Annotated in this window: 22 protein-coding genes; 7 read left to right on the forward strand and 15 right to left on the reverse strand. The window is 61.5% G+C overall.

Annotation, left to right across the window (positions count from 1 at the left end; genetic code table 11):
• Positions 1–26 precede the first annotated feature (26 nt).
• Positions 27–914: a UTP--glucose-1-phosphate uridylyltransferase GalU gene (galU, locus tag ACS4RS_RS11015; protein WP_439010932.1), complete on the forward strand. Its 888-nt coding sequence runs from the start codon at positions 27–29 to the stop codon at positions 912–914.
• 114 nt (positions 915–1,028) lie between these two features.
• Here galU and ACS4RS_RS11020 read toward each other — a convergent pair whose 3' ends face one another.
• The gene (locus tag ACS4RS_RS11020) at positions 1,029–2,567 is read right to left on the reverse strand and encodes an outer membrane beta-barrel protein (RefSeq protein WP_439010931.1); all 1,539 of its coding nucleotides are present in this window, start codon (positions 2,565–2,567) and stop codon (positions 1,029–1,031) included.
• A 143-nt stretch (positions 2,568–2,710) separates the two neighbouring features.
• Between ACS4RS_RS11020 and ACS4RS_RS11025 the strand changes: the two genes are divergently transcribed.
• Positions 2,711–3,706: a KpsF/GutQ family sugar-phosphate isomerase gene (locus ACS4RS_RS11025; protein ID WP_439010930.1), complete on the forward strand. Its 996-nt coding sequence runs from the start codon at positions 2,711–2,713 to the stop codon at positions 3,704–3,706.
• A gap of 14 nt (positions 3,707–3,720) precedes the next feature.
• On the opposite strand, the gene ACS4RS_RS11030 is transcribed toward ACS4RS_RS11025, so the two are convergent.
• The 11 genes from ACS4RS_RS11030 to ACS4RS_RS11080 all read right to left on the reverse strand — a co-directional run bounded on the left by ACS4RS_RS11030 (position 3,721) and on the right by ACS4RS_RS11080 (position 15,591).
• Positions 3,721–4,176, reverse strand: a complete 456-nt coding sequence (locus ACS4RS_RS11030; protein WP_439010929.1) for an NfeD family protein — start codon at positions 4,174–4,176, stop codon at positions 3,721–3,723.
• Between the two features lie 3 nt (positions 4,177–4,179).
• Positions 4,180–5,217 carry an SPFH domain-containing protein gene (locus tag ACS4RS_RS11035; protein WP_439010928.1) on the reverse strand — a complete coding sequence of 346 codons (1,038 nt, stop codon included), beginning with the start codon at positions 5,215–5,217 and terminating at the stop codon, positions 4,180–4,182.
• Positions 5,218–5,477: 260 nt separating this feature from the next.
• Complete coding sequence (gene hemH, locus ACS4RS_RS11040) at positions 5,478–6,512, reverse strand: ferrochelatase (RefSeq protein WP_439010927.1); 1,035 nt, start codon at positions 6,510–6,512, stop codon at positions 5,478–5,480.
• A 124-nt stretch (positions 6,513–6,636) separates the two neighbouring features.
• Entirely contained in the window at positions 6,637–8,622 is a 1,986-nt protein-coding gene (locus ACS4RS_RS11045; protein ID WP_449313654.1) for a 5'-nucleotidase C-terminal domain-containing protein, read from the reverse strand.
• A 170-nt stretch (positions 8,623–8,792) separates the two neighbouring features.
• The gene (locus ACS4RS_RS11050; RefSeq protein ID WP_439010926.1) at positions 8,793–9,113 is read right to left on the reverse strand and encodes a hypothetical protein; all 321 of its coding nucleotides are present in this window, start codon (positions 9,111–9,113) and stop codon (positions 8,793–8,795) included.
• 26 nt (positions 9,114–9,139) lie between these two features.
• Positions 9,140–9,514 carry a hypothetical protein gene (locus tag ACS4RS_RS11055; RefSeq protein WP_439010925.1) on the reverse strand — a complete coding sequence of 125 codons (375 nt, stop codon included), beginning with the start codon at positions 9,512–9,514 and terminating at the stop codon, positions 9,140–9,142.
• Between the two features lie 171 nt (positions 9,515–9,685).
• Entirely contained in the window at positions 9,686–11,137 is a 1,452-nt protein-coding gene (locus tag ACS4RS_RS11060) for a homospermidine synthase (RefSeq protein ID WP_449313655.1), read from the reverse strand.
• A gap of 193 nt (positions 11,138–11,330) precedes the next feature.
• The gene (locus ACS4RS_RS11065; RefSeq protein ID WP_439010923.1) at positions 11,331–11,615 is read right to left on the reverse strand and encodes a YciI family protein; all 285 of its coding nucleotides are present in this window, start codon (positions 11,613–11,615) and stop codon (positions 11,331–11,333) included.
• 2 nt (positions 11,616–11,617) lie between these two features.
• Positions 11,618–12,247 carry an aminotransferase class IV family protein gene (locus ACS4RS_RS11070; RefSeq protein ID WP_439010922.1) on the reverse strand — a complete coding sequence of 210 codons (630 nt, stop codon included), beginning with the start codon at positions 12,245–12,247 and terminating at the stop codon, positions 11,618–11,620.
• Complete coding sequence (locus ACS4RS_RS11075) at positions 12,244–13,398, reverse strand: aminodeoxychorismate synthase component I (RefSeq protein ID WP_439010921.1); 1,155 nt, start codon at positions 13,396–13,398, stop codon at positions 12,244–12,246. Before ACS4RS_RS11075 ends, ACS4RS_RS11070 begins: the two co-directional genes overlap by 4 nt.
• 339 nt (positions 13,399–13,737) lie before the next feature.
• A complete protein-coding gene (locus ACS4RS_RS11080; RefSeq protein ID WP_439010920.1) occupies positions 13,738–15,591 on the reverse strand; it encodes a M3 family oligoendopeptidase in 1,854 nt (617 codons plus the stop codon).
• A gap of 207 nt (positions 15,592–15,798) precedes the next feature.
• On the opposite strand from ACS4RS_RS11080, the gene ACS4RS_RS11085 reads away from it, so the two are divergent.
• Positions 15,799–17,343 carry a sigma 54-interacting transcriptional regulator gene (locus tag ACS4RS_RS11085; protein ID WP_439010919.1) on the forward strand — a complete coding sequence of 515 codons (1,545 nt, stop codon included), beginning with the start codon at positions 15,799–15,801 and terminating at the stop codon, positions 17,341–17,343.
• Positions 17,344–17,521: 178 nt separating this feature from the next.
• The gene (locus ACS4RS_RS11090; protein WP_439010918.1) at positions 17,522–19,369 is read left to right on the forward strand and encodes a DUF882 domain-containing protein; all 1,848 of its coding nucleotides are present in this window, start codon (positions 17,522–17,524) and stop codon (positions 19,367–19,369) included.
• Between the two features lie 270 nt (positions 19,370–19,639).
• On the opposite strand, the gene ACS4RS_RS11095 is transcribed toward ACS4RS_RS11090, so the two are convergent.
• From ACS4RS_RS11095 to ACS4RS_RS11105, 3 genes are all read right to left on the reverse strand, one after another.
• Positions 19,640–19,903 carry a DUF2312 domain-containing protein gene (locus tag ACS4RS_RS11095; RefSeq protein ID WP_003585771.1) on the reverse strand — a complete coding sequence of 88 codons (264 nt, stop codon included), beginning with the start codon at positions 19,901–19,903 and terminating at the stop codon, positions 19,640–19,642.
• An 89-nt stretch (positions 19,904–19,992) separates the two neighbouring features.
• A complete protein-coding gene (locus ACS4RS_RS11100; RefSeq protein ID WP_012558905.1) occupies positions 19,993–20,298 on the reverse strand; it encodes a DUF1244 domain-containing protein in 306 nt (101 codons plus the stop codon).
• A 30-nt stretch (positions 20,299–20,328) separates the two neighbouring features.
• Complete coding sequence (locus tag ACS4RS_RS11105) at positions 20,329–21,117, reverse strand: N-formylglutamate amidohydrolase (protein ID WP_439010917.1); 789 nt, start codon at positions 21,115–21,117, stop codon at positions 20,329–20,331.
• A gap of 199 nt (positions 21,118–21,316) precedes the next feature.
• On the opposite strand from ACS4RS_RS11105, the gene ACS4RS_RS11110 reads away from it, so the two are divergent.
• The 3 genes from ACS4RS_RS11110 to ACS4RS_RS11120 all read left to right on the forward strand — a co-directional run bounded on the left by ACS4RS_RS11110 (position 21,317) and on the right by ACS4RS_RS11120 (position 24,010).
• The gene (locus ACS4RS_RS11110; protein WP_439010916.1) at positions 21,317–21,802 is read left to right on the forward strand and encodes a DUF1036 domain-containing protein; all 486 of its coding nucleotides are present in this window, start codon (positions 21,317–21,319) and stop codon (positions 21,800–21,802) included.
• Positions 21,802–23,241: a pyruvate kinase gene (gene pyk, locus ACS4RS_RS11115; RefSeq protein WP_003585763.1), complete on the forward strand. Its 1,440-nt coding sequence runs from the start codon at positions 21,802–21,804 to the stop codon at positions 23,239–23,241. The genes ACS4RS_RS11110 and pyk overlap by 1 nt, the downstream gene beginning before the upstream one ends.
• A 133-nt stretch (positions 23,242–23,374) precedes the next feature.
• Positions 23,375–24,010 (forward strand): LysE family transporter, encoded by a 636-nt coding sequence (locus ACS4RS_RS11120; protein ID WP_439010915.1) that lies wholly within the window; start codon positions 23,375–23,377, stop codon positions 24,008–24,010.
• The last annotated feature ends 6 nt before the right edge of the window (positions 24,011–24,016 follow it).

Genomic DNA, 24,016 nt, shown 5'->3' on the forward strand with positions numbered 1-24,016 from the left:
GATATGATCGAAGCAGGAGGCCGGGTGTGGCTCAACACAAAAAAGTTCGTAAAGCAGTATTTCCGGTTGCCGGATTGGGAACGCGATTCCTGCCTGCAACCAAGGCTGTTCCGAAGGAAATGTTGACCGTCGTCGACAAGCCAATCATTCAATATGTCGTCGATGAGGCGATCGAGGCCGGGATCGAACATCTGGTCTTCGTCACCGGGCGCAACAAGCACGTCATCGAAGATTATTTCGACATCCATTTCGAGCTGGAACAGACGCTGCGCGAGCGCGCCAAGAAGGCCGAGATTACCCTTCTCGCCCAGCAATTGCCGAAGGCCGGCACGGTGAGCTTCACCCGCCAGCAGGAGCCGCTCGGCCTCGGCCACGCGGTGTGGTGCGCCCGCGAGATCGTCGGCGACGAGCCCTTCGCGCTGCTGCTGCCCGATATGATCATGAAGGGCGACAAGGGCTGCATGAAGGGCATGATCGACCTTTACGGCCAGAGCGGCGGCAATATCATCGCCGTCGAGGAATGTGCCCCCGACCAGGCGCATAAATACGGCATCGTCGGTGTCGGCGAAGCGATCGGCGACGGCTTCCGAATAACCGGCATGGTAGAAAAGCCCGCCAAGGGAACGGCACCTTCCAACTTCTTCATCAACGGCCGCTACATCCTGCAGCCGGAGATTTTCCAAATCCTCGAAACCCAGGAGCGCGGGGCCGGCAACGAGATCCAGCTGACCGACGGCATGCTGAAGCTGCTGAAGGAACAGGATTTCGCCGGCTATCACTTCCGCGGCGCGACCTATGACTGCGGCGCCAAGGACGGCTTCATCTTGGCAAACGTCGCCTTCGCCCTCGAACGCGACGATATCCGCCCGACCGTCGAAGGCGGCTTCAGGGAATTGCTTGCCGGTCTGAGGTAAGTTTTCCGCACAGCATATGAATGTTAGAGCGCCGCGTATCCTCCCGGATGCGCGGCGTTTTTTAGTTCGAGCATGATGTCGCCCGAAAACCGCACACACTTTTCGGCATCAGGCTTAGCGTTTCAGCTTAAGGCCGACGCCGGCGCGCCATTGCTGAGAATCGGTGCCTTCCTTGCGCGCGGTCAACTCGTAGCCGAGCGTGCTGGTCAGATCGAGATAGCGGTTGATGTTCCAGGTCAGGCCGGTCGCCGCGGTATAGACAAGCTCGTCGTTGATGGTGCTGTCGGTGGGATAATCGCGCCACGTCACCCCGCCGATCATCGTGCCAACCAGACTGTCGCGCAGTTGATGGGTGACGGTCGTCGTCAACGCGTGCGAGACGTAGCCGCTTTCGCCCGCCGTGGTCGAGGGCTGGATGCTCGTCTGCAGGTCGAGATTGACATCGGTGCCGCGGATCGGCGACCAGAGCAGGCTTGCATCGAGGGTAGCGGTATCGATCGACGACAGTCGGCTGTCTTCGAAATTCGCCATCTCGTAGCCGACACCGACTTCACCCTTCAGCTTTTCGCCGAGATCGACCTCGACGCCTGCCTTGGCGCCGTAGCTATGGCCGGAACGTTCGTAACCGGCGGAATCGCGCGTCTCGTCATAGAGCGTCCGGCCGATCGTCGCCTCGATGAAGGGGATGAGTGCCGGAGACAGTTCGTAACCGACGCGGCCGCGCAGCGTGCCCGTCGTCTGGTTGCGGTCGCTGAGAGCGACGGTCGTGCCGTTGGCCAGCGTGGCATCCGAATAGATCGAGCGGGTCAGCGCCAATGCCGTCGTGCCGCGTAGGATGCCGAAATCGCGTTGGACGGAGGCACCGGCCGAAAATTCCTGTACATCAGACTGCTGCGTGGCGTCGGCGATCGCATCGGGATCGTCCGTATCCTCGCGATAGAAATTATAACCGGCAGTGAGATGCGCGACCGTATCGTCGGGAAGATCCAGCCGGAGGTCGCCATTGACCTTGAAGGACGGCTGCTCCTCACCCTCCCCGCTGATATTCCGCTGCCAGGCGCCTGCCGAGGTGACGGTCAGCTGATGCCGGCCCCAGTCGGAGGTGAGTGTCGCGGCTGCATCGGTTTCGAGGAAGGCGCGCCGTTGCCTGGTGCTGCCGTCCTTCGTGGTCTCGGTGTTGACGCTCTGGGTGACGCTCGGGCGGAGCACGAAGGTGCCGATCGGAATGCCCGGCGTTTCGGCCGTCGAGGCACTTTCGGCAGCCCGCCGCCGCGGCAGCGTTTCGTCGATCGGTGCTTCGCGGGTGTTCAGCCGGCGGATATCCTCATCGAGGATGGAGCCGGTAATGTCGTCGCCGGCTTGGGCGTCCGGTATGGCCGGCCTCTGCGCGGCATCATCCGTGTTTGCGGTCGTGCCGTTTGCCGCAGGCGTGACGGTATCGTCGGTGCCGTCATCGAAAGTGGCGGCGGCGTTCGTTGTGCTGTCCTGAGAGGCGGCGGAGCGGCTATTTGCCGTCGTCGCCAGCTGTTGCGAGGCGGACTGCGCCAGGGCTGCTGTTTGGCTGAGAAGCAGGCTACCGAACGCAACAATAGAGACGGCACGGCTCATGGCGCGGAGCGGCGTCACACTGCTCGTCTGTTTTGGCTGGCCCATGCAATTCGCGCCTGACATGCTTTTGGTTCTTACCCAAAGGTAAAGCCTCGTGGTTAATCATTCGTTGCCGACGGCGGGCGCCGTTCACATTTCGGAAAGAGTGCGGGGTGGACTTGGAAAGTGAAAAGGTCTAACGCAGCTTCATGAACAGAAGAGCGATAAACCTCGTTGAAAACAGCGTGCTCGAATCGGCAAAACGTACGATAGAGACCGAAAGACGCGGTCTTGAAGCGCTCGAACAGGCCTTCGACAATGGATTGGCCGGTCCTTTCACCCGCGCCGTCGAAATCATCGGAGATATCTCCGGGCGTGTCATCGTCACCGGCGTCGGCAAAAGCGGGCATATCGGCGCCAAGCTTGCTGCGACGTTCGCTTCAACGGGAACTCCTGCCTTTTTCGTGCATGCGGCGGAGGCCAATCACGGCGATTTGGGGATGATCGCGACCGACGACGTCGTGTTGGCAATTTCCAAAGGCGGCGAGAGCGCCGAGCTCAAGAGCATCATTTCCTTCACGCGGCGCTTCTCCATTCCGTTGATCGCGATTACCTGCAGCGGCAGTTCCTCGCTTGCGACAGCCGCGGATATCGCCCTTCTCGTGCCGAACGAGCAGGAGGCCTGCCCGAATGGGCTGGCGCCGACGACCTCGACGCTGATGCAGCTTGCGATCGGCGACGCGCTGGCCGTGGCGCTGTTGGAGGCACGCGGCTTTACAGCCACGGATTTCCACGTCTTCCATCCCGGCGGCAAGCTGGGCGCGAGCCTGATGCATGTCGCCGATATCATGCATACCGGCGAACGGCTGCCGCTCGTGGCCAAGGGCACGGCAATGCCGGAGGCGATCACGGTGCTGTCGCGCAAGCATTTCGGCTGCGTCGGCGTGCTTGACGGGGATGGGCGGCTCTGCGGCATCGTCACCGAAGGCGATATGGCGCGCAACCTGACCCGCAATCTTTCAGAGCTTGCCGTCGACGACATCATGACGCGGACGCCGAAGACGGTGAAGCCGACGATGCTGGCGACCGCCGCGCTGGCGCTGCTCAACCAGCATCACATCGGCGCGCTGATTGTCATCGACGACGACCACCGGCCGGTCGGGCTGGTGCATTTCCACGACCTGCTGAGGATCGGCGTCGCCTGATCAGAGCTGTTTCATCACACGGGCTCGACTGTCAGGTCGCGGCCGTTGCTCGACACCACCTTCACGTGCGTTCCCGCCGGCAGGTCGGGTCCCATCACCTGCCATAGCGTATCGTCGAGTCGGATGCGGCCGCGGCCCTCGCGGATCGGTTCGTGCAGCGTCGCCGTGCGGCCGACGAGGCTCGCGCCGCGCTGATTGAGGAAGGGCTCGTCGGTCGTCGAATTGCGCAGCGTCAGCCGGCGGCCGGCGAAGGTCGTGGCGACGGCAAGAACAGCAAAGAGGATCGCCTGCAGTTCCCAGACCCAGAAGGCGCTGTCCCAGAAGATGAGCGACAGCGCGCCGACGATCAAGGCGGCAAGGCCGATCCAGACCAGGAAGAAGCCGGGCACGATCATTTCCGCGGCGAGCAGCACCAGGCCTGCGACCCACCAGCTCCATGGGCCAAGTTCGGCGACGATCTTCGCCAGCATGGCTTAGCGCTCCTGATCGGGATTGAAAGGATTGGGCGTCGACGGGTTGATCGGTGGCGTCGAGCGCGCCGGCGCCGGGCGGGGACGCGGCAGGGGTGGCGGTGAAGCCGGGTTGTTGCCGGCATCGCCGAACACTTCGCGGGCAATGGCGCCGATGCCGCCGAGCGAGCTCAGGATGGAAGAGGCCTCCATCGGCATCATCACGATCTTGGAATTGGATGCCGAACCGATCGAGGTGAGCGCTTCGGTGTATTTCTGCGCGACGAAATAGTTGATCGCCTGAATGTCGCCGGCGGCAATCGCTTCGGAAACCATCTTCGTCGCCTTGGCTTCGGCCTCGGCCAGGCGTTCCCGGGCTTCGGCATTGCGGAAGGCGGCCTCGCGCTGGCCTTCAGCCTGGAGAATGGCGGATTGCTTGGCGCCTTCAGCCCTCAGAATCTGCGCGTTGCGCGAGCCCTCGGCTTCCAGCACCTGGGCGCGTTTCTCGCGCTCGGCCTTCATCTGCCGGGCCATCGCATCGACAAGATCGCGCGGCGGCTGGATGTCCTTGATTTCGACGCGGGTGACCTTGATGCCCCAGGGCTGCACTGCCTCGTCGACGACGCGCAGCAGCCGGTCGTTGATCGCATCGCGGTTGGAAAGCAGCTCGTCGAGATCCATCGAGCCCATGACCGAGCGGATATTGGTCATGGTCAGATTGAGGATGGCGTTTTCGAGGTTGGCAACCTGATAGGCAGACTGCGCGGCGTTCAGCACTTGATAGAAGGCGACGGCATCGGCCGAAACCGAGGCATTGTCCTTGGTGATCACCTCCTGGGTCGGCACGTTCAGCACCTGCTCCATCACGTTCAACCGGGCGCCGACGCGCTCGATGAAGGGGGTGATGAGGTTGAGGCCGGGCTCCAGCGTGCGGGTGTAGCGGCCGAAGCGCTCGATCGTATAGCGATACCCCTGCGGCACGGTCTTGATCCCGGCAAAAAGCACCAGGATGACGAAGATAACCAGTACGATCACGACGATATCGAAGCCGCCGAACAGCATGAATTCCTCCTATCGGCGCATGCATGCGCGCCTCACAACTGATGTGGTGAGGTAGCATGTTCTTTGCGAGGAAGAAATGACCCACGAATGCCCCGCCTCCTAGAACAGGATGATTTTAGGCCGGATCGGCCTAAAATATGAATCCTGTTCTAAATTAAAGAGTTAGAGCATGATGTCGTCCGAAAACCGCTCACACTTTTCGGCATCATGCTCTAGGAAAAGAAGGATGGGTCAGGGCAGATTTTTCAGCGTGGGATCTCTCAGATCCAGCCCTGCAATTCGCGGCGGGCGACCTTTTCCAGCACCTTCATGCCGTCCTCGCCGTCGTTCAGGCAGGGGATATGTGCGAACTTCTCGCCGCCATTCTCGTGGAAGGAATGGGCGGCCTGTTCGGCGATCTCTTCCAGCGTTTCCAGACAGTCGGATACGAAGCCCGGATTGATGACAGCGATGCGCTTGACGCCGTCTTGGGCGAGCTTCTCCACTGTCTTGTCGGTATAGGGTTGCAGCCATTCCTCCGGCCCGAAGCGGGACTGGAAGGTGACCATGAAGTTTTCCTTAGTCAGCCCCAGCCGCTCGCGCAGCAGCCGGCCGGTCTTCTGGCATTGGCAGTAGTAGGGGTCACCCTGCTTGAAATAGGACATCGGAATGCCGTGGAAGGAGGCGAGCAGCATGTCCGGCTTCCAGTCGAGCGTCGCAAGATGCGTTTCGACGGATTTTGCGAGCGCTTCGATATAGGTCTCGTCGTCGTGATAGTCGGGCACGGTGCGCAATGCCGGCTGCCAGCGCATTGAAAGCAGCTTCTGGAACGCCTTGTCGTTGACGGTGGCGGTCGTTGCCGCCGCATATTGCGGATAAAGCGGGAAGAGTACGATACGGTCGCAGCCTTCTTGCTTCAGCGCCTCGATGCGCGAGGCGATCGACGGCGTGCCGTAGCGCATCGCCCAATCCACTTTGACCGTCGCCAGATCCTTCAGGCGCTCGGCCATCAGCTCGGACTGGTTGCGCGTATAGGTGCGGAGATAACTTTCGTTCTTCTCCTTGTTCCAGATCAGCTCATAGGCCTTGCCGACTTTCTGCGGGCGGGTGTTGAGCACGATGCCGAATAGGATCGGATACCACTTCCACGGCGACCATTCGATGACGCGGCGATCGGTCAGAAACTCTCGGAGATAGCGGCGCATCGACGTGTAATCGGTGCCATCGGGCGTGCCAAGATTGACCAGCAGGACACCGACCTTGCCTGACTTGACGGCCGGATGGTCTGCCGGGCGGAGTGATATATCTGCTGTCATTCTGGTCCCAACGCTCTTTTGTCTCGTTGGCTCATACGCAGCCCCGAGATCGTGGTTCACCCTATAGAAAGAAAAGCCGGCCCGGGAAAGCCCGAGCCGGCCAGTGACATCGGGACAAATCGTCTTACTTGGCGGGAACCTCGATCTCTTTGCCGACCGTCAGGTGACGCGGGTTCGGACTGCCGTTGGCCTCCGAAAGCTTCCGCCACAGCGTGCCGTCGCCATAGAAGGTTACGGCGAGATCCCAGAAGGTGTCGCCCGCGGCAATGACGTGGGTGGACGGCGTCGTTGCGGCAGGTGCGGAGGCTGCCGGCGCCGGTGTCGGTTCCGCAGCGGGGGCGGGCGTTGCTGGCGTTGCCGGGGCGGGTGCTGCCGGTGCTGCGGGGGCAGGCGCGGGCGTTGCCGGTGCAGCAGGCGCGGGAGCAGGTTCGGTCGTTGGTGCAGGGGCTGCCGGTGTTGCCGGTGCACGAGCGGCCGGTTCGGCAGTCGGTGCCTGGGCCACCGCCGCGCCGTTTTCGGTGACGCGGCCGTCGGTATAGGGCTTATAGGGCGAGTGGGCGGCCAGATATTCGGAGGTCACGTCGGCAAGATCCGGACCGAAATCATAGGCGTTCTTGCCTTCCTTGAAGATCGAATAGCCGTCGCCGCCGGCCCGCATGAAGTTGTTGGTGGCGACCTTGTAAGTCTTGGCTTGATCGATCGGTGCAAAGTTGTCGCCCTCCTTCACCTGGACATCGCTGACGCGGCTGCCGACAGGTTTGGACTGGTCGAAGGAGAATTTCAGGCCGGCGACCTGCGGGAAGCGACCGGCGCCCTGATCGATCTGGCTGACGCCGTTTTCGAGCGCCTTGACGACATCTGCGCCGGTGGCCTCGAAAGTGGCGAGCGTGTTCTGGAAGGGCAGGACGGTGATGACTTCGCCCTGAGTGACCTCACCGCCATCGATCGAAGCGCGCAGGCCGCCGCCGTTCTGGAAAGCGATGTCGACACCCTGGTTCTTCGTGCGGTCGAGCATGGCATCGGCCACCAGATTGCCCATCGAGCATTCCTTGACGCGGCAGACCTTGCGGTCGCCGTCGATCGGTGCTTCGGAGGAGCCGATGACCTTCTTGCGCAGTTCCTCGATCGGTTTGGCCAGTTCCGCGATGCGGGCAACGACAGCCGGATCGGGCGTAAAGCTGGAATCCATCAGGATCGGATCGCCCTTGGCATCCTTGACGACGCCGCTATCGTCGAAATTGACGACGAGATCGCCGAGATACTTGCTGTAGGAGGCAGCCTGGACGACCGGCACCTTGTAGCCGCCCGGATTGTCGACCATCGTCGGATAGGGGCCTTCAGCCTTGGGGTCGGTGTTGGAAAGCAGGCTATGGGAGTGACCACCGACGACGATGTCGACATCCGGGATCTTCGCGATCAAAGCGAGGTCGCGAGGATAGCCGACGTGGGTCAGCGCGATGATCTTGTTGACGCCCTGGCCCTTCAGATCCTGAACGGTTGACGTAATGGCCTGGACGTCATCGGCGATCGTGACATTCGGGCCGGGGGAGGATAGTTCGGCCGTGTCATTGGTGACGGCGCCGACGATGCCGATCTTCTGGCCGCCGACATCGAGCACCAGCGAGGGCTTGATGCGGTCGCCGAGCTTGGAGGCGGCTGTCGCCTTGACGTTTGCAGTAACGACAGGGAACTGCACCTTGTCGAGGAAGGTCGCAAGCCCGTCCTCGCTGTCGTCGAATTCATGGTTGCCGACGGTCATGGCGTCGAACTTCATCAGGTTCAGGAATTCGGCTTCGGCAGCGCCCTTGTAGGTCGTGTAGAAGAGTGAGCCCTGGAAATTGTCGCCGGCATTCAGCAGGAGGACATTCTTGCCGGAAAGCGCCTGACGGCGCTGGTCGATCGCTGTCTTCAGGCGGGCAGCGCCGCCGAAGCATTCCTTCTTGCCTTCTTCTTCGGCCGAGCAGGTGGAGTCGAACTTGTTGATCGATTCGATGCGCGAATGGAAATCGTTGATATGAAGAATATTGAGTTCGTAATCCGCAAAAGCGGCGCCCGTGCTCAGCGCCAGCATGGACGCGGTCAAAAGACCGAAGCTGAAAGACTTCGTCATCCCTGTTCTCCTGATTGAGGCGAGAGATCCCCCTGATCCTCGCCGATCCCTTCCTGATCCGCCGGGGCGGTTCCCGGCCTGCGGATGTTCCATCAGACGATGGGCGACCGCAAGAGAAAGCTGGGCCAGGCAGGGCGCTTTCCAAGGGGGCGGGGCAAAAAAGCGGCTGTCTATCCCAGGCATTCGCCGTCGGCGGCGTTTCGGTAGAGTTCGTGCACAGCCTCTGCAACATTCGGAACCGTGGCGAGGGCGATGATCAGACAAAGAAGAAAAACGAGGCGGTGAAAGCGCCAACCGGCCCGATAGGCAAAGAGCGCGCCGGCGCCATAAATCAGGATTGTCGGCACGGCTAAGATCATCACCTGCAGCGGTCCGTCGCAATCGGGAGCGGCGATGCCCTGGGCACGATAGACGTTGGCCGGAAAAAGGACGGCAAGTGCTGCAAGCGGCAGCGCGAGCAGCAGCACGAGGTAAACGGCGAGGGCGCGCATGGCGTGCTTAGCCTATCGCCCTATCTTCAGCCTCGGCGGGAAAGTGTGAATTGTGAACCCGTTGCTGTGGTGCAATTCAGCTGGGTCGATCCGATCAAAGCGCAATTAACAAGGGAACTTGTTCTTTTGATATTCGAGTACAGATTAATCTGAATAATTCCGTCTGGGCTGGTCGTATATGTTCCTGACGCCATCTGCGTATTTGTTCCATCGTTCGTACGGGTTACAAACTGTCCGTTTGTGAACGTAGACGTTAAACCGTTGGCGTCAGCCCATGCGCCTTCAACAGAATTTGTAACAGGCGGCGCGACTGCGGCCAGTCTTTGCCGCGGCTCTGGCGAAACGCAGGCGGCAAGCGCGGCCGCTGCACCGAAAAGAACGAGACCAGTTCTGATTTTCATAAGGCTTCTCCCGGGGAATCGGCGCGGCAGACAGCCGCCAAGTTCGGGCAAAACATGGCGTGCGACCGCCGCGAAGGCAAGCCTTGGCGGGGTGCCGGGCGGCATTTAGACAGCAGGCGTTACAAAAATGCCCGCCTTGCGGCGGGCACCTTCTAACTCGCGCAAGCGATCTCAGCGAACGAGAACGTTTCTGAACTGCCACGGATCCTTGGTGTCGATATCTTCCGGGAAGAGGCCCGGGCGGCCATCGAGCAGGGTCCAGTCGGTGTAATGTCCCTCGACCGGGCCGAGATAAGGCCTCTGCACTTCGAGGCAGCGCTTGTAATCGATCTCGTCGGCTTCGACGATGCCGGCCTTAGGGTTTTCCAGAGCCCAGACCATGCCGGCGAGAACGGCTGAAGTGACCTGCAGGCCGGTGGCGTTCTGATAGGGCGCGATGCGGCGCGTTTCTTCCAGCGACAGACGCGAGCCAAACCAGTAGGCGTTCTTCTCGTGGCCGTAGAGCAGAACGCCGAGTTCGTCGATGCCGTCCTCCAGCTCGTCTTCGTCGAGAACGTGATGAACCGGCTGCGGCGTGCCGCCATTGCCGAACATCTCGTGCAGCGAGAGCACGGCGTCGTTGGCCGGATGGTAGGCATAGTGGCAGGTCGGGCGGAAAGTCACTTCGCCATCCTTGTCGCGAACGGTGAAGTAGTCGGCGATCGAGATCGACTCATTGTGGGTGACGAGGAAGCCATATTGCGGGCCGGGCGTCGGGCACCAGGTGCGCACGCGGGTATTGGCGCCCGGCTGTTCCAGGTAGATCGCCGCCTTGTTGCCCTTCTTGTGCTTCTTGGCGTTCTTCGGCATCCATTCTTCATGGGTGCCCCAGCCGAGTTCGGCCGGCTGCAGGCCTTCGGATATGAAGCCTTCGACGGACCATGTGTTCCAGAAGACGTTGAGCGGCTTCGGGTGCTTGGTGCGCTGGGTGTCGCGCTCGGCGATGTGGACGCCCTTGACGCCGAGCTTCTTCATGAGCTTGGCCCAGCCTTCGCGATCGTGCTGGTCCGGTTCGTCGAACTTCAGGCCGGTGTCGTTGGCGAGGTTGACGAGCGCCTGCTTGACGAACCAGGAGACCATGCCCGGATTGGCGCCGCAGGTGGAAACGGCGGTGGCGCCGCCCGGGTTCTTCGCCTTTTCCTTGCGTACGGTTTCGCGCAGCGCATAGTTGGTGCGGTCGGCATTGCTCATGCCCTTGTCGAAATAGAAGCCGAGCCAAGGCTCGACGACGGTGTCGATGTAGAGAACGTCGAGCTTGCGGCAGAGCTTGATGATGTCGAGCGAGGAGGTGTCGACCGAGAGGTTGACGCAGAAGCCCTGACCTTCACCCTTCGTCAGGAGCGGCTTCAGCAGGTCCTTGTAATTGTCCTTGGTGACATATTCCTTGATGTGAAGGGCGCCGTACTTCTTCAGAATCTCCATGTCCGAGGGCTCGTCGCGCGGGTCGATGACGACCATCCGGCTCTTGTCGAATTTGAAGTGGCGCTCGATCAGCGGCAGGGTGCCGCGGCCGATGGAGCCAAAGCCGATCATCACGATCGGACCGGTAATTTCGGCATATACCGGGTGGTTCTTTTCCGTCATTCTTTTCTCCTGTGGAAGGGGACGAAGGCGATCAGCCTGAAGAATTCTTTTGAAATTGCCGCAGAAATTGCGAGGTGACCGGCTCTAACCACAAAACGGCGTCACAATAAAGAGCGTTGACCGGGAAAGGTCAAATATCGGGCGGGTGAGGCCAGCAAGCGAAGGCGGACCATCCGGCCCGCCTCTGCAAAAATCAGCGTTTCAGAATTTCCAGGCCTTCGACCGTCGTGGTCACAGCAAGCTCGGTGATGGCATATTCGGCGATGCCGTGGATGGTGAAGGGGTCGGCGGCGACATAGGCCTCGATGGCGGTGCGATCGCCGATTGCGAGGATCGCGCCGCCGGTGCGCGGCACTTTGCGGCCGGAGGCGAGGAACCAGCCCCTGGCATAACCGTCCTTCACCCAGGCCATATGCGGTTCCATGTATCTGTCGGCTTCGTCATTGGATTTGAGATAGGTAAGGGAGAGAATGAACATGGTCAGTTCCTCAGAAGGTTGGCGCGGATCAGGCCGCGCAGCGAGTTCCCGATATAAAGCGTGCCGGCGTCGAGATCGGCAAGTGTAAGGCGGCCGAGACGCGCCTTGCGCGCGCAAATGAGCTCGGTGCGCAGCACGCCGGCAAGCAGGCCGCAGGAGATCGGCGGAGTGCGTAGCATACCGGTCCCGTCATCAAGAAAGACGGAGGTGATGGTGCCCTCGCAGACCTCGCCGCGCTCGTTCAACAGAATGACTTCATCGGCTTCGGCCGATGTATATTCGGCGCGTCCCGTCTCGTAGACCGCGCGGCGGGTCGTCTTGTGGCGCATCAACCTGTCGGTGGAATCAAGACGCCTTTCGGCGATGCGCACCGTCCAGACTGTCTTCGGCGCCAGCGGCACGAACGCCGCGGTCGTCACCTCGATGCGGCCCTGCACGTCGAAGGTCAGTCGGAGGCGCAGCGGACTGGCAGAGCCTGCAACGGCCGCCTCGAGCTTGTCGGCCGCCTCGATCGGTTGCGGGAAGCCAAGGCGACGGGCGGAGCGGGAAAGCCGGGCGAGATGCAGCCGCAGGCGGATGAAGCCGTCGCCGGGCTGCCAGCGCAGCGTCTCGATCAGCGAAAAACCGGTCATCGCGCGATCCACTGGTCGCCGACGGCGAAGCGGGCCTTGAGCAGACATTCCTCATATTCGGCCTCGGCTGTGGAATCAAAGACGATGCCGCCGCCGACATTGAAGACGGCCCTGCCGCCGTCAAAAAGCGTGATGGTGCGGATGGCGACGGAGAACCGCATGGCGCCGCTGGGCGAGATCATGCCGATCGCTCCGCAATAGGCGTCCCGGGGAGCATCCTCGAGCGCGTGGAGGATTTCCATTGCCCGCATCTTCGGTGCGCCGGTGATCGAGCCGCAGGGAAAGAGGGCGGCAAAGATGTCGCGGATCGAAAGGCCGGGGCGCAGTCTGGCCTGCACATGGCTGACCATCTGGTGGACGGTCGGATAGGTCTCGATGTCGAAGAGCTTCGGGACATCGAGCGTGCCGACTTCGGTGATCCGGGAGATATCGTTGCGCAGGAGATCGACGATCATGCGGTTTTCCGCCTGCGTCTTGATATCGCGGCGCATCGCCTGGACGATGTCGGCATCCTCGGCGGCCGTGGCGCCGCGTTTCGCCGTGCCCTTCATCGGATGGGTCTCGATCCAGCCCTCTTCATCGGTGCGGAAGAACAGTTCCGGCGATCGCGACAGGATGATCGGGCCGCCGAGATCGACCAGCGCGCCATATTTGACCGGCTGGCGTTCGATCAGCGACCAGAAGGCGGCACGGGGATCGCCGTTCCAGCGAGCTTCGACCGGCATGGTGAGGTTCGCCTGATAGGCATCGCCGAGCCGCAGGTGCTCATGCAGGCGGTCGAAGCGCTCTTTATATATAGGGAAATCCCAGGCGGCTTTCGGGGCGGTGAGGAATTCCTCGTTCTCAAGGCGCTGTTTCGGTTGGGCAAGCGGGTGCGTGTCCGGCTGAGGCGCATCGAAGACGCCGAAGTAGAGCAGCGGCGTTTCGCGCTCTTCCCGAGCGAAGGAGGCGAGCTTCTCCTCGAACAGATATCCGGCCTCGTAGGCCATGTAGCCGGCAAGCCATTTGTCCTCGGCCTTGGCCTTTTCCATCCTGACAAGGCCGGCAAAGAATTCGGCGCGTGTTCGCGCGACGATGATCTCTACCGGTTCGGCGAAAAGCATCACCTGGCCCGATGTGTCGTCGCGGAAGAGAATATAGGGGTCAGACATGATTGCGCCGCATCTTGCTTAGTTATCCGACGCTGGCTACGGTTTTGGCCTTTGGGATGCTGCGGCAGGTCGAGACCGTAACAACACCCACCGCCCTCATTCCTGTGCTTGTCACAGGAATCCAGCCACGGCGCGTCCGCGCCGTGAATGACTTGTTTTCGGCAGACAAAGGTCCCCGGCGCCCAAGGACTTGGGCGCGCTGGATTCCTGTGACAAGCACAGGAATGAGGGAGAGTGGGTTGCCGTCATGGTTCCTAATGCACGTTACAGAGCGCGGTTGGTCGACCAAAGGTTACAATTGCCCATCGGGCACTCGTTGGTTTCAAGTCTGGTCGAGCCTCAGCCCTTATCCAAAGCTTCCAACTCGTCGATCAGCCCTTCGATCATCGACAGGCCCTGGCTCCAGAACGACGGATCGGTGGCGTCGAGGCCAAAGGGCTTCAACAGTTCCGAGTGATGCTTGGTGCCGCCGGCCTTCAGCAGTTCGAAATACTTCTCCTGGAAGCCCGTCTCGGCCTTCTGGTAGACGGCATAGAGCGAATTCACCAGGCAATCGCCGAAGGCATAGGCATAGACATAGAAGGGCGAGTGGATGAAATGGGGGATATAGGCCCAATAGGTCTCATAACCTTCCGAAATGCTGATCGCCGGCCCGAGGCTTTCCGACTGGACCGAGAGCCAGAGTTCGCCGATGTCGTCGGCTGTGAGTTCACCTGCCTTGCGGGCGGTGTGCAGCTTGCGCTCGAATTCATAGAAGGCGATCTGGCGGACGACCGTGTTGATCATGTCCTCGACCTTCTGGGCGAGCATCGCCTTGCGCTCGCGCTTGTCGCTGGTCTTTTCCAGAAGCGCGCGGAAGGTCAGCATCTCGCCGAAGACGGAGGCGGTTTCGGCAAGCGTCAGCGGCGTCTGGCACATCAGCGCCCCTTGCGCGCCAGCGAGAACCTGGTGCACGCCGTGGCCGAGCTCGTGAGCAAGCGTCATCACATCGCGCGGCTTGCCCATGTAATTGACGAGCACATAGGGATGGGCCGAGGGAACCGTCGGATGGGCGAAGGCGCCGGGCGCCTTGCCGGGGCGGACCGGGGCGTCGATCCATTGTTCGTCGAAGAAGCGCCTGGCGATATCAGCCATCTCGGGGGCGAAATTGCCATAGGCCGAAAGCACCGTGTCCTTCGCCTCGGGCCAGGAAATGACGGCGCTGGAGGTTTCCGGCAGGGGCGCGTTGCGGTCCCAGAAATTCATCTGCTCCATGCCGAGCCATTTCGCCTTCATCTTGTAATAGCGGTGCGAAAGGCGAGGATAGGCTTCACGGACGGCCGCGGCCAGCGCATCGACGACCTCGCGTTCGACGCGGTTTGCGAGATGCCGTGAGTCGGCGATATCCTCGAAGCCGCGCCAGCGGTCGGAAATATCCTTGTCCTTGGCGAGCGTATTGGTGATCAGGGTGAAGATGCGGATATTGGCCTTGAAGGTTGCCGCAAGCGCCATGGCCGCCTTGCGGCGCACTTCGGGATCCTTCTCCTGCAGCATGTTCAGCGCCACTTCGAGCGGCACTTTCTCCCCGTCTATCTCATAGCGCAGTTCCGCCATGGTTTCGTCGAAGAGGCGATTGAAGGCGGCAGCCGATGTCATCGACTTCTCGAGGAAGAGCTGTTCCAGCCGGTCGTCGAGCTGGTAGGGCTTGTCTTTCCTGAGGTCGACCAGCCAGGGGCGGTAATGGCCAGCGGCGGGGTCTTTGGCCATGCTGGCGTCGATCACCGCGTCATCGATGCGGTTGAGTTCGAGTGCAAAAAACAGCAGGTGCCCGGAAAATTCGGTGATCTTGGTCTGCACATCGCCGTAGAGCTTGCCGTTTGCCGGATCGGTGGTGTCGGAGAAATAGGTAAGGCCGGCGAAGGAACCGAGGCGGCCCATGATATCGTCCAGCGCCTCATATTCCTTCAGCGCCGCGCCGATGCCCTCAGCGCCGGTCTTCGTCGCGGCCGCGGCGAGTTTGCCCTTCCACTTCTCCTCAAAGGCGATTGCAGCCTTGCCGGCCTTTTCCATGTCGGCGACGAAGGCGGTCGAGGTAGCAGAGGGATAAAGATCCTGCAGCTTCCAGACCGGCAGATCGCCGAGCGCCGGATTGGTCGCCCCGGCCGGCGCTGCTGCCGACAAAAGAAGGCGGGCGTGCGGGAGCTCGATTTTCATGGGGCAATTCCTCTCCACTTTCATAACAGGTCTGTTTGAATAAGCGTGAGAAGGCCCCGCATCAAGGGCCTTTCGGCGCATGAAAGGCCTCGCTTCGGTACGAAAACGACCCGTTCCAATCGTTAAAATGCAATTATTTCTCAAAACAGGATGTTCAAGCCTTTCTGTCAGAGTGCGCTTCATGGTTTCGCATGAAGTGAGGCGACAATGACCGGTTACAATGAGCTCAAGGGAGCAGGGCAAATTCTCGTGGTCGAGGACGACCCCGTGCAGCGCCGCCTGCTCAAAAACGCAATCGAGCGTCACGGCCATGTCGTGCACCAGGCGGAAAATGGCCGCATCGGCTTGGAAATGGTCAAACGCGACAGCGGCCTTTTCAACGTCATCGTGCTCGACCTGATGATGCCGGAGATGACCGGCCTCGAATTCCTCGACGCGCTTCATGAATTCGGCACGCAGATCCCCGTCATCGTGCAGACGGGCCAGGGCGGCATCGAGACCGTGGTGCAGGCAATGCGCGCCGGCGCCTTCGATTTCGTCGTCAAGCCGGTTTCGCCCGAACGCATCGCCACGTCGATCTCGAATGCGATGAAGCTCGATCAGCGCGAGGTGAAGGCGCGGGCTGGACGCCGGTCGCGCTCCGGCTCGGTCGGCTTCGACGACATCGTCTCGGCAAGCCCGGCGATGATCCGCGTCATCGACCTCGCCCAGCGCGCGGCTCAGTCCAACATTCCGGTTGTGCTCGAAGGCGAATCCGGCGTCGGCAAGGAACTGGTGGCGCGTGCCATCCAGTCCGGCGGCGACCGTTCGAACAAGCCCTTCGTTACGGTCAATTGCGGGGCGATCCCGCACAATCTCGTTGAGAGCATTCTCTTCGGCCACGAGAAGGGCGCCTTTACCGGCGCGACCGAGCGCCATATCGGCAAATTCATGGAAGCCGACGGCGGCACCATCTTCCTCGACGAGATCGGCGACCTGCCGCTCGAGGTGCAGGTGAAGCTGTTGCGCGCCGTGCAGCAGGGCGAGATCGAGACCGTCGGTGCGCGGACCGCACATAAGGTCAATGTCCGGCTGATCTCGGCGACCAACAAGGATCTGATCGAGGAGGTCAAGAACGGCCATTTCCGCGAGGATCTCTACTATCGCCTCAACGTCTTCCCGATCACCATCCCGGCGCTGCGCAAGCGCAAGGAAGATATTCCGCATCTGGTGCGCGTCTTCGCCGAACGCTTCTCCAGCGAGCAGAAGAACGGCCGCCGCATGACGGTCAACTCAGGCGCGCTGGCGCTGCTGACCGCCTATGACTGGCCGGGCAATATCCGCCAGCTCGAAAATGCGATCTTCCGCGCGGTCGTTCTGGCCGAAGGGCCGGAACTGACGGAAGGGGACTTCCCGCAGATCGCCGCCCAGCTTCCGGAATACGAAGTCGTGGATCACCTGGCGCTGGTTGCCGACAATACCGGCCTCGATCCGGACGACAGCTATGGGGAGGAGTTCAGGGCGTCGATCTCGGGAGAGGTGCACCACCGTCTGTCCGAAGCTTCCGAAAACGCGATCGCCAGCGTCAATCCGGCCGGCGACGTGCGCAGGCTTGCCGATGTCGAGGAGGAACTCATCCGATCCGCGCTCAAATTCTATCGTGGGCAGATGAGTCAAGTGGCGCGCAAACTTGGCATCGGCCGGTCCACACTTTATCGCAAGCTCAAAGATTACGGCATAGACCCTGATAATCCCCAGAAAGATGCGGCTTAAGCGCCTTTTATTAAGACTAAGGCAACCACGATTTGTTACTGATCATAAACCACTTGTTAGTGGCTCGTTCACTATGTAAAGAAAAGGTTGATCATGTGTGGCATTTTTGCCATCGTGTGACCGCATTTGACAGTCATCTGAGACAGTACGGGACATTGTCTGTCTGACGGGGATCGAGTTGCCGAATCTGAATGGGAATTCCAAGCCTTCGCGCTTGAGCTGGCGTAGGTTGTGCGCCGACATCTGCGGAAAGGCAGCAAGGACGGCAGCGGCCGCCCTTCTTGCGCTCGCGGTTTCCTCACCGGTATTCGTTAGTACACCTTCCGAGGCAGCGGGCGACACCCGCAGCCTCAAGCTCTATTTCATCCATACCGGCGAAAAGGCCGTCATCACCTACAAGCGCAACGGCAAGTTCGACCCAAAGGGCCTGGAACAGCTGAACCGCTTCCTGCGCGACTGGCGCAAGAACCAACCGACGAAGATGGACCCGCGCCTGTTCGACCTGATCTGGGAAGTTTATCGCCAGAGCGGTTCGCGGGATTATATCAACGTCGTCTGCGGTTTCCGTTCGCCGGGCACCAACGAGATGCTGCGCGGCCGCTCGCGCAACTCGGGCGTCGCCGAAAAGAGCCAGCATATGCTCGGCAAGGCGATGGACTTCTTCATTCCGGACGTCAAGCTTGCGACATTGCGAGGGATCGGCATGAAGATGCAGGTCGGCGGTGTCGGCTTCTACCCGAAATCGGGCTCGCCCTTCGTGCATATGGATGTCGGCGGCGTCCGTGCCTGGCCGCGCATGAGCCGCGACGAACTGGTCCGGCTTTTCCCAAACGGCAACACCATTCATATCCCGGCTGACGGCAAGCCGCTGCCCGGCTATCAGCAGGCGATGGCCGACTATAAGCGCCGCGTCAGCGGTACGCAGATCGAAATCGCCAGCGCTTCCGAATCGGCGCCGAAGCATAAGACGCTGTTTGCTGCGCTGTTTGGCGGCGGAGCGGACGAGCAGGAAGACGATTCGGACGATTCGACGCCTGTTGCCGTCGCCAAGGCGACGCCGCCGAAGGCCGCGCCGGTACCGGCGCCTGCCGAGCCGGAGCAGACCGAAGTCGCCGATCTGAACGCGCCGGTGCCGCAGGTTCGCCCGGCATTCAGCAATCAGCCGGCCGGCAGCGACGTGGCGAGTGCGCTCGTCGCACCGCCTTCGGGTAATGCCGCGCAACAGGCTCTTACCGCAGCGCTTCCGGCCGATCAGGCCCCGCCGCAGCAATTCGCCGATCTCAGTGCCTATAGCATCCCGGTTCCCTCGCTTCTCGGCCAGCGCCGCGCGCCGGGCGATGCTGAGCTCGCATCGACCGATCCTGCCATGCTGACCGGAATGCCGGTTCCGACGCCGGTCGAACGCCCTGCCGTTGCCGAGAACCTTCTGGCTGCGGCCAATGCCGATCCGGAAGCAGAGGCCGACGAGGCGGATCAGGACGGCGGACTGTCTCCTGCCGTCGCCGACGCGCTCGACCAGCAGAACAAGGGTGGGGAAAACCAGGTCGCCGCCCATGCGCCTGAGATGACGGTGGAGCAGGCAATCAACGCCGCGATGACGCAAAAGGCGCCTGCCGCAAAGCCGCCGCTCGAGCTCGCAGCCCTAGCGCCGATGACCAAATCGGCAAGCTTCGGCGACGGCTTTGATGAACCGGCCGCCGAAAACGCCGTCGCGCAGGGCCTGCCCACCAAGGGCGGCCGCCCGACGCACAAGGAAGCCGCCGCAGCGGACGCCAGCCGCGCGACTGTTCGCACCGAGCCGAAGCTGACGCAGAAGATGATTTCGCAGTGGGCGCTGACCAATGCCCGTCTGGAAATGGCCTCCAAGCAGGTGAAGGCGCCACGTTTTGTCAGCCAGACGATGCGTGCGCAGCCGACCACCGTTTATACAGAAGGTTTCAACGTCAAGACCGCTTCGGTCGACCCGGCCCGCTTCAGCGGCACGGCTGTGAACTTCATGGAAGTGCGCAAGTTCAACACGAACTGAGCCGGCCGATATCCCGAACATCAAAACCGTCGGAGCGATCCGGCGGTTTTTCTTTTTGGCTGCTTCGGCCAGCGGCGGACAGTCGTTATGGCTTGTGCAGCCTAAAGCGCGTCGCATCAAACTTGAATCATGCAACGCGCTTTAGCTCTTTGTTTTGATGCATGTCGTTATCCCGGAACCGCTTAACCCTTCCGGGAGACATGCATTGGGCAAAAGAAAAGCCGCCGGGCGGTCCGGCGGCTTGTCGAGATGTCAGCAAGGAGGGTCGGATCAGCCTTCCGGCGGCGACTCGATCATGCCGAGTGCGTGCAGGTAGGTGTCGAGGATCGCTTCCTCTTCCATGCGCTCCTGCTCGTCCTTCTTGCGCAGTGCCACGACCTTCTTCAGGATCTTGGTATCGAAGCCCATTCCCTTGGCTTCGCCATAGACGTCCTTGATGTCGTCGGCGATGGTCTTCTTTTCTTCTTCCAGCCGTTCAATGCGCTCGATGAAAGCGCGAAGCTGGTCGCGGGCGACGCCATGAGCATCAGACATCGTGTTCTCCTGATTGGGGATGATCAATTCGAAGGCACGTGACTGCCGCGAAGCGGCGTCACGGTCAAGCCTGTTCGGGGTCGGCCAGGCTATTTGTGTGGGTTGTTCAGTTCAAAAGCAGCCTTTTGCACAGGCGAGGCCTCGTTCTGGTGGAGTTTTTTCCAGTCCTCGTAGGGCATGCCATAGACCATCTCGCGCGATTCGTCCCTGGTGATCGGCACGCCGTCGGCCTCGGCTGCCTCGCGATACCAGTTCGACAGGCAGTTGCGGCAGAAGCCGGCGAGGTTCATCAGGTCGATATTCTGGACGTCGCTGCGTTCCCGAAGATGCGCGACAAGGCGGCGGAAGGCGGCGGCCTCGAATTCAGTCTGCTGTTGTTTGCTGAGCGCGGTCATCTCGCTCTCCTTTCAATAGGGGCCCATCCTTCAATAAGGACCTGTGCGCGAGACGTGGACGTCGTATTCGTGCAAGGCGGGATCGGCATCCATTGCCGCAAAGATCGGCGCGAGGCGCTCGGCCCATGCCGATATGCCGGCCTCGTCTGCAATCAGGTCCTGACGGACTTCGAGCAGCGCATGCGGAATGCCGGTGATCATGCAGTGGCGGTACATGGTATCGCCCTTCAGCGCGCCGTCATAGGGTTCGTTGTCGCCGACGATAAGATCGGGATCGGCGCGCAGCATGTCGAGCAGCGGGCCGACGGCGCGATGATCGCTGTCCCAAAGCACGGCGGCGTGCCAGGGGCGGGGAATACCTTTCCAGGCGGGCGTGAAGGAGTGCAGCGACAGCACCAGCGGCGCCTTGCCGGTGGCGTTCGCCACCCTATCGATCGTTGCGGCGACGGCGTGGTGATAGGGGCGATGGAAGGTTTCGATGCGGTTCTCCCACTCCTGCGGCGTGATCGGATGATTGCCAGATATGACGGCGCCGTCGGAGATCTTCATGATCAGCGTCGGATCGTCTTCGCCGCGGTTCGGGTCGATCAGCAGGCGCGAGAAGCCGCCGAGCACCGCGGGTACGCCGAGGCTTTCCGAAAGCTGCCGCGTCAGCCCCTCGATGCCGATGTCATAGGCGATGTGGCGGGTGAAGGCCGCGTCCGGCAGGCCGAGCCGGCCATAGCGCGCTGGGAGGCGGTTCATCGCGTGATCTGCGAGGATCACCATGCCTTTGTCATGTTTGCCGGATAGGATTTCGAAGGATTGGAAGTCGTCCATCAGGAATTGCCGTTCATCATTGCGCAGTCGGGCAGTGATCGCATGCGTCCGCGCCAGGTTCAAGCGCTGCAGGCGGACAGAGGTTGAGCCGGACCCTCGACGGGCGGTTTATGAAAGGAAATATAATCGATTAGCATTGCGTTGACTTTCGCTTGACGGCGGCGCAAGAAGACAAGCATACGAATAACCGTGGAGCTATTTGGGAGCCGTGTTGATCCAAGCCGCGCCAAGTTTCCTCACGCGGTCCGGACCGCTGGTCCGTCTCGCTCTGTTTGCTCTTGCATCCTTTATGCCGTTCTTCATCGCAGATGCCGCGCGCGCCGATTTTCGCGTCTGCAACGGAACGCAAAATCTCGTCGGCGTGGCGATCGGCTATCGGGCCAAAGACGGGTGGATGACGGAAGGCTGGTGGCAGGTACCGGCAACGACCTGCGCCGTGTTGATCGAGGGAGAATTGCAATCGCGTTATTATTACCTCTACGCAGAGGACGCCGCCCGGGGAGGACGATGGACGGGGGACGTGCAGATGTGCGTGGCGGAAAACGAGTTCAAGATCACGGGTGTGCAGGATTGTTATGCCCGCGGTTACCAGAAGATGGGTTTCAAGGAATATGACACGGGCCGCCAGGGCAGCTGGATGGTCCAACTCTCCGACACCCCAGGGACGCAAGAAAGCCAGAATTGATGAAGCGTAATCGCAAAATTAAAATCCTCGCCACCCTCGGGCCCGCCTCCGCTGAGGAATCGATGATCGAGAAGCTGCACCAGGCCGGTGCCGATGTCTTCCGCATCAATATGAGCCATGCGAGCCACGACGTGATGCGTACGCTCATCCAGCGCATCCGCTCGGTCGAGGCGCGCTCCGGCCGGCCGATCGGCATTCTCGCCGACCTGCAGGGGCCGAAACTGCGTGTCGGCAAATTCGTCGACAGCAAGGTCGACCTGAAACCCGGCCAGACCTTCACGCTCGACAACAACGAAGCGCTCGGCGATCAGAACCGCGTCTATCTGCCGCATCCCGAGATCCTGGAGTCGGTGCAGCCAGGCCACCGCCTGCTGATCGACGACGGCAAGCTCGCGCTCCGCGCCGAAAAATGCGACGGCAAGAGCATCGTCACCACCGTAATTTCGGGCACGCGCATCTCCGACCGCAAGGGCGTCAGCCTTCCCGACACGCTGCTCGGCGTCGGCGCGCTGACGGACAAGGACCGCGCCGATCTCGACGCCGTGCTTGCCACCGACGATGTCGACTGGGTGGCGCTTTCGTTCGTCCAGCGTCCTGACGACCTTGCCGAAGTGCGCAAGATCGCCCGTGGCCGTGTGGGCCTGATGTCGAAGATCGAAAAGCCGCAGGCTCTCGAGCGTATCGAGGAAATCATCGAGCTTTCCGATGCATTGATGGTCGCTCGCGGCGATCTCGGCGTCGAAATGCCGCTGGAATCTGTTCCCGGCATCCAGAAGCAGTTGATCCGCGCCTGCCGCCGTTCGGGCAAGCCGGTGGTTGTCGCCACGCAGATGCTGGAATCGATGATCTCGGCGCCGGTGCCGACGCGCGCGGAAGTTTCCGACGTCGCAACCGCCGTCTTCGAAGGCGCCGATGCCGTCATGCTCTCGGCCGAGTCGGCCTCGGGCGACTATCCGGTCGAAGCCGTTTCGACCATGGCGTCCATTGCCACCGCCATCGAGCGCGAGCCGCATTATCCGGGCATTATCTATGCCCAGCGCGCCCAGCCGGAAGCCACCGGTGCGGATGCGATCTCGCTCGCTGCGCGCCAGATCGCCGAGACGCTGAAGCTGTCGGCGATCGTCTGTTACACCTCGTCGGGGACGACAGGCCTTCGCGCCTCGCGTGAGCGTCCGCAGGTGCCGATCTTGGCGCTGTCGCCGATCATCAAGACGGCACGCCGCCTTGCCGTCGTCTGGGGTCTGCATTGCGTCGTCACGCATGACGCGACCGATCTCGACGACATGGTCAACCGCGCCTGCCGCATCGTCGCGGACGAAGGCTTCGGCAAGCCCGGCGACCGCATCATCATCTCGGCCGGCGTGCCGCTTGGCACGCCCGGCGCCACCAATATGATCCGCATCGCCTATATCGGCTCCGACGGCCAGAGCGGCATCTGATCCGATCGCATCCCTTCGAAAGCCCGCCGCCTCAAACAGGCGGCGGGCTTTTTCGTTGATGGCCGGGGCATTGCCAAGGGCGGCGGTGCATGCAAGTTTCCTCCCCTATAGCGCTGGGTTCGGAGGGATCTTCATGGATATCGTTACGCTTATGGCTTTTGCAGCCGTTTCCTTTGTCGGGATCGCAACGCCGGGGCCGACAGTGCTGCTGGCGCTGACCAACGGTTCGCGGCATGGCCTGCGCCGGGCAATGGCCGGCATGATCGGTGCCGTCCTCTCCGATTTCGTGCTGATTGGCGCCGTGGCGGTCGGGCTCGGCGCTTTGCTGGCGGCATCGGAATTCTGGTTCTCGATGCTGAAATGGGCAGGTGCTGCCTATCTCGCCTTTCTCGGCATCATGCTGCTGCGCTCGAAGGGCGGGATCGATGCGGCGTTGAAAGCAGGCGCGCCGGCGGGGGCGACGTCGATCTTCTCGATCGGACTGAAGAGCTTCATGGTCGCAGCGACCAATCCGAAGGGCTATTTGTTCTTCTCGGCCTTCCTGCCGCAGTTCATCGATCCGACGCTGCCGCAGGCAACGCAATATGCGCTGCTCGCGCTCACCTTTGCCGTGCTCGATTTCCTCATCATGTTCGGCTACGCGTTCTTCGGCTCGCAGGCGGTGCGTTTCCTGAAAACCTCGGGCGCCCTGTGGCTGGAGCGCACCTGCGGCGGCGCGTTGCTGGCGCTTGCCGGCTCGCTCGCCTTCTATCGCCGGGCCACCGTTTAAGGTCAG

Origin of the sequence: Rhizobium sp. F40D2 (assembly GCF_051810745.2) — a bacterium.
Taxonomy (GTDB): domain Bacteria; phylum Pseudomonadota; class Alphaproteobacteria; order Rhizobiales; family Rhizobiaceae; genus Rhizobium.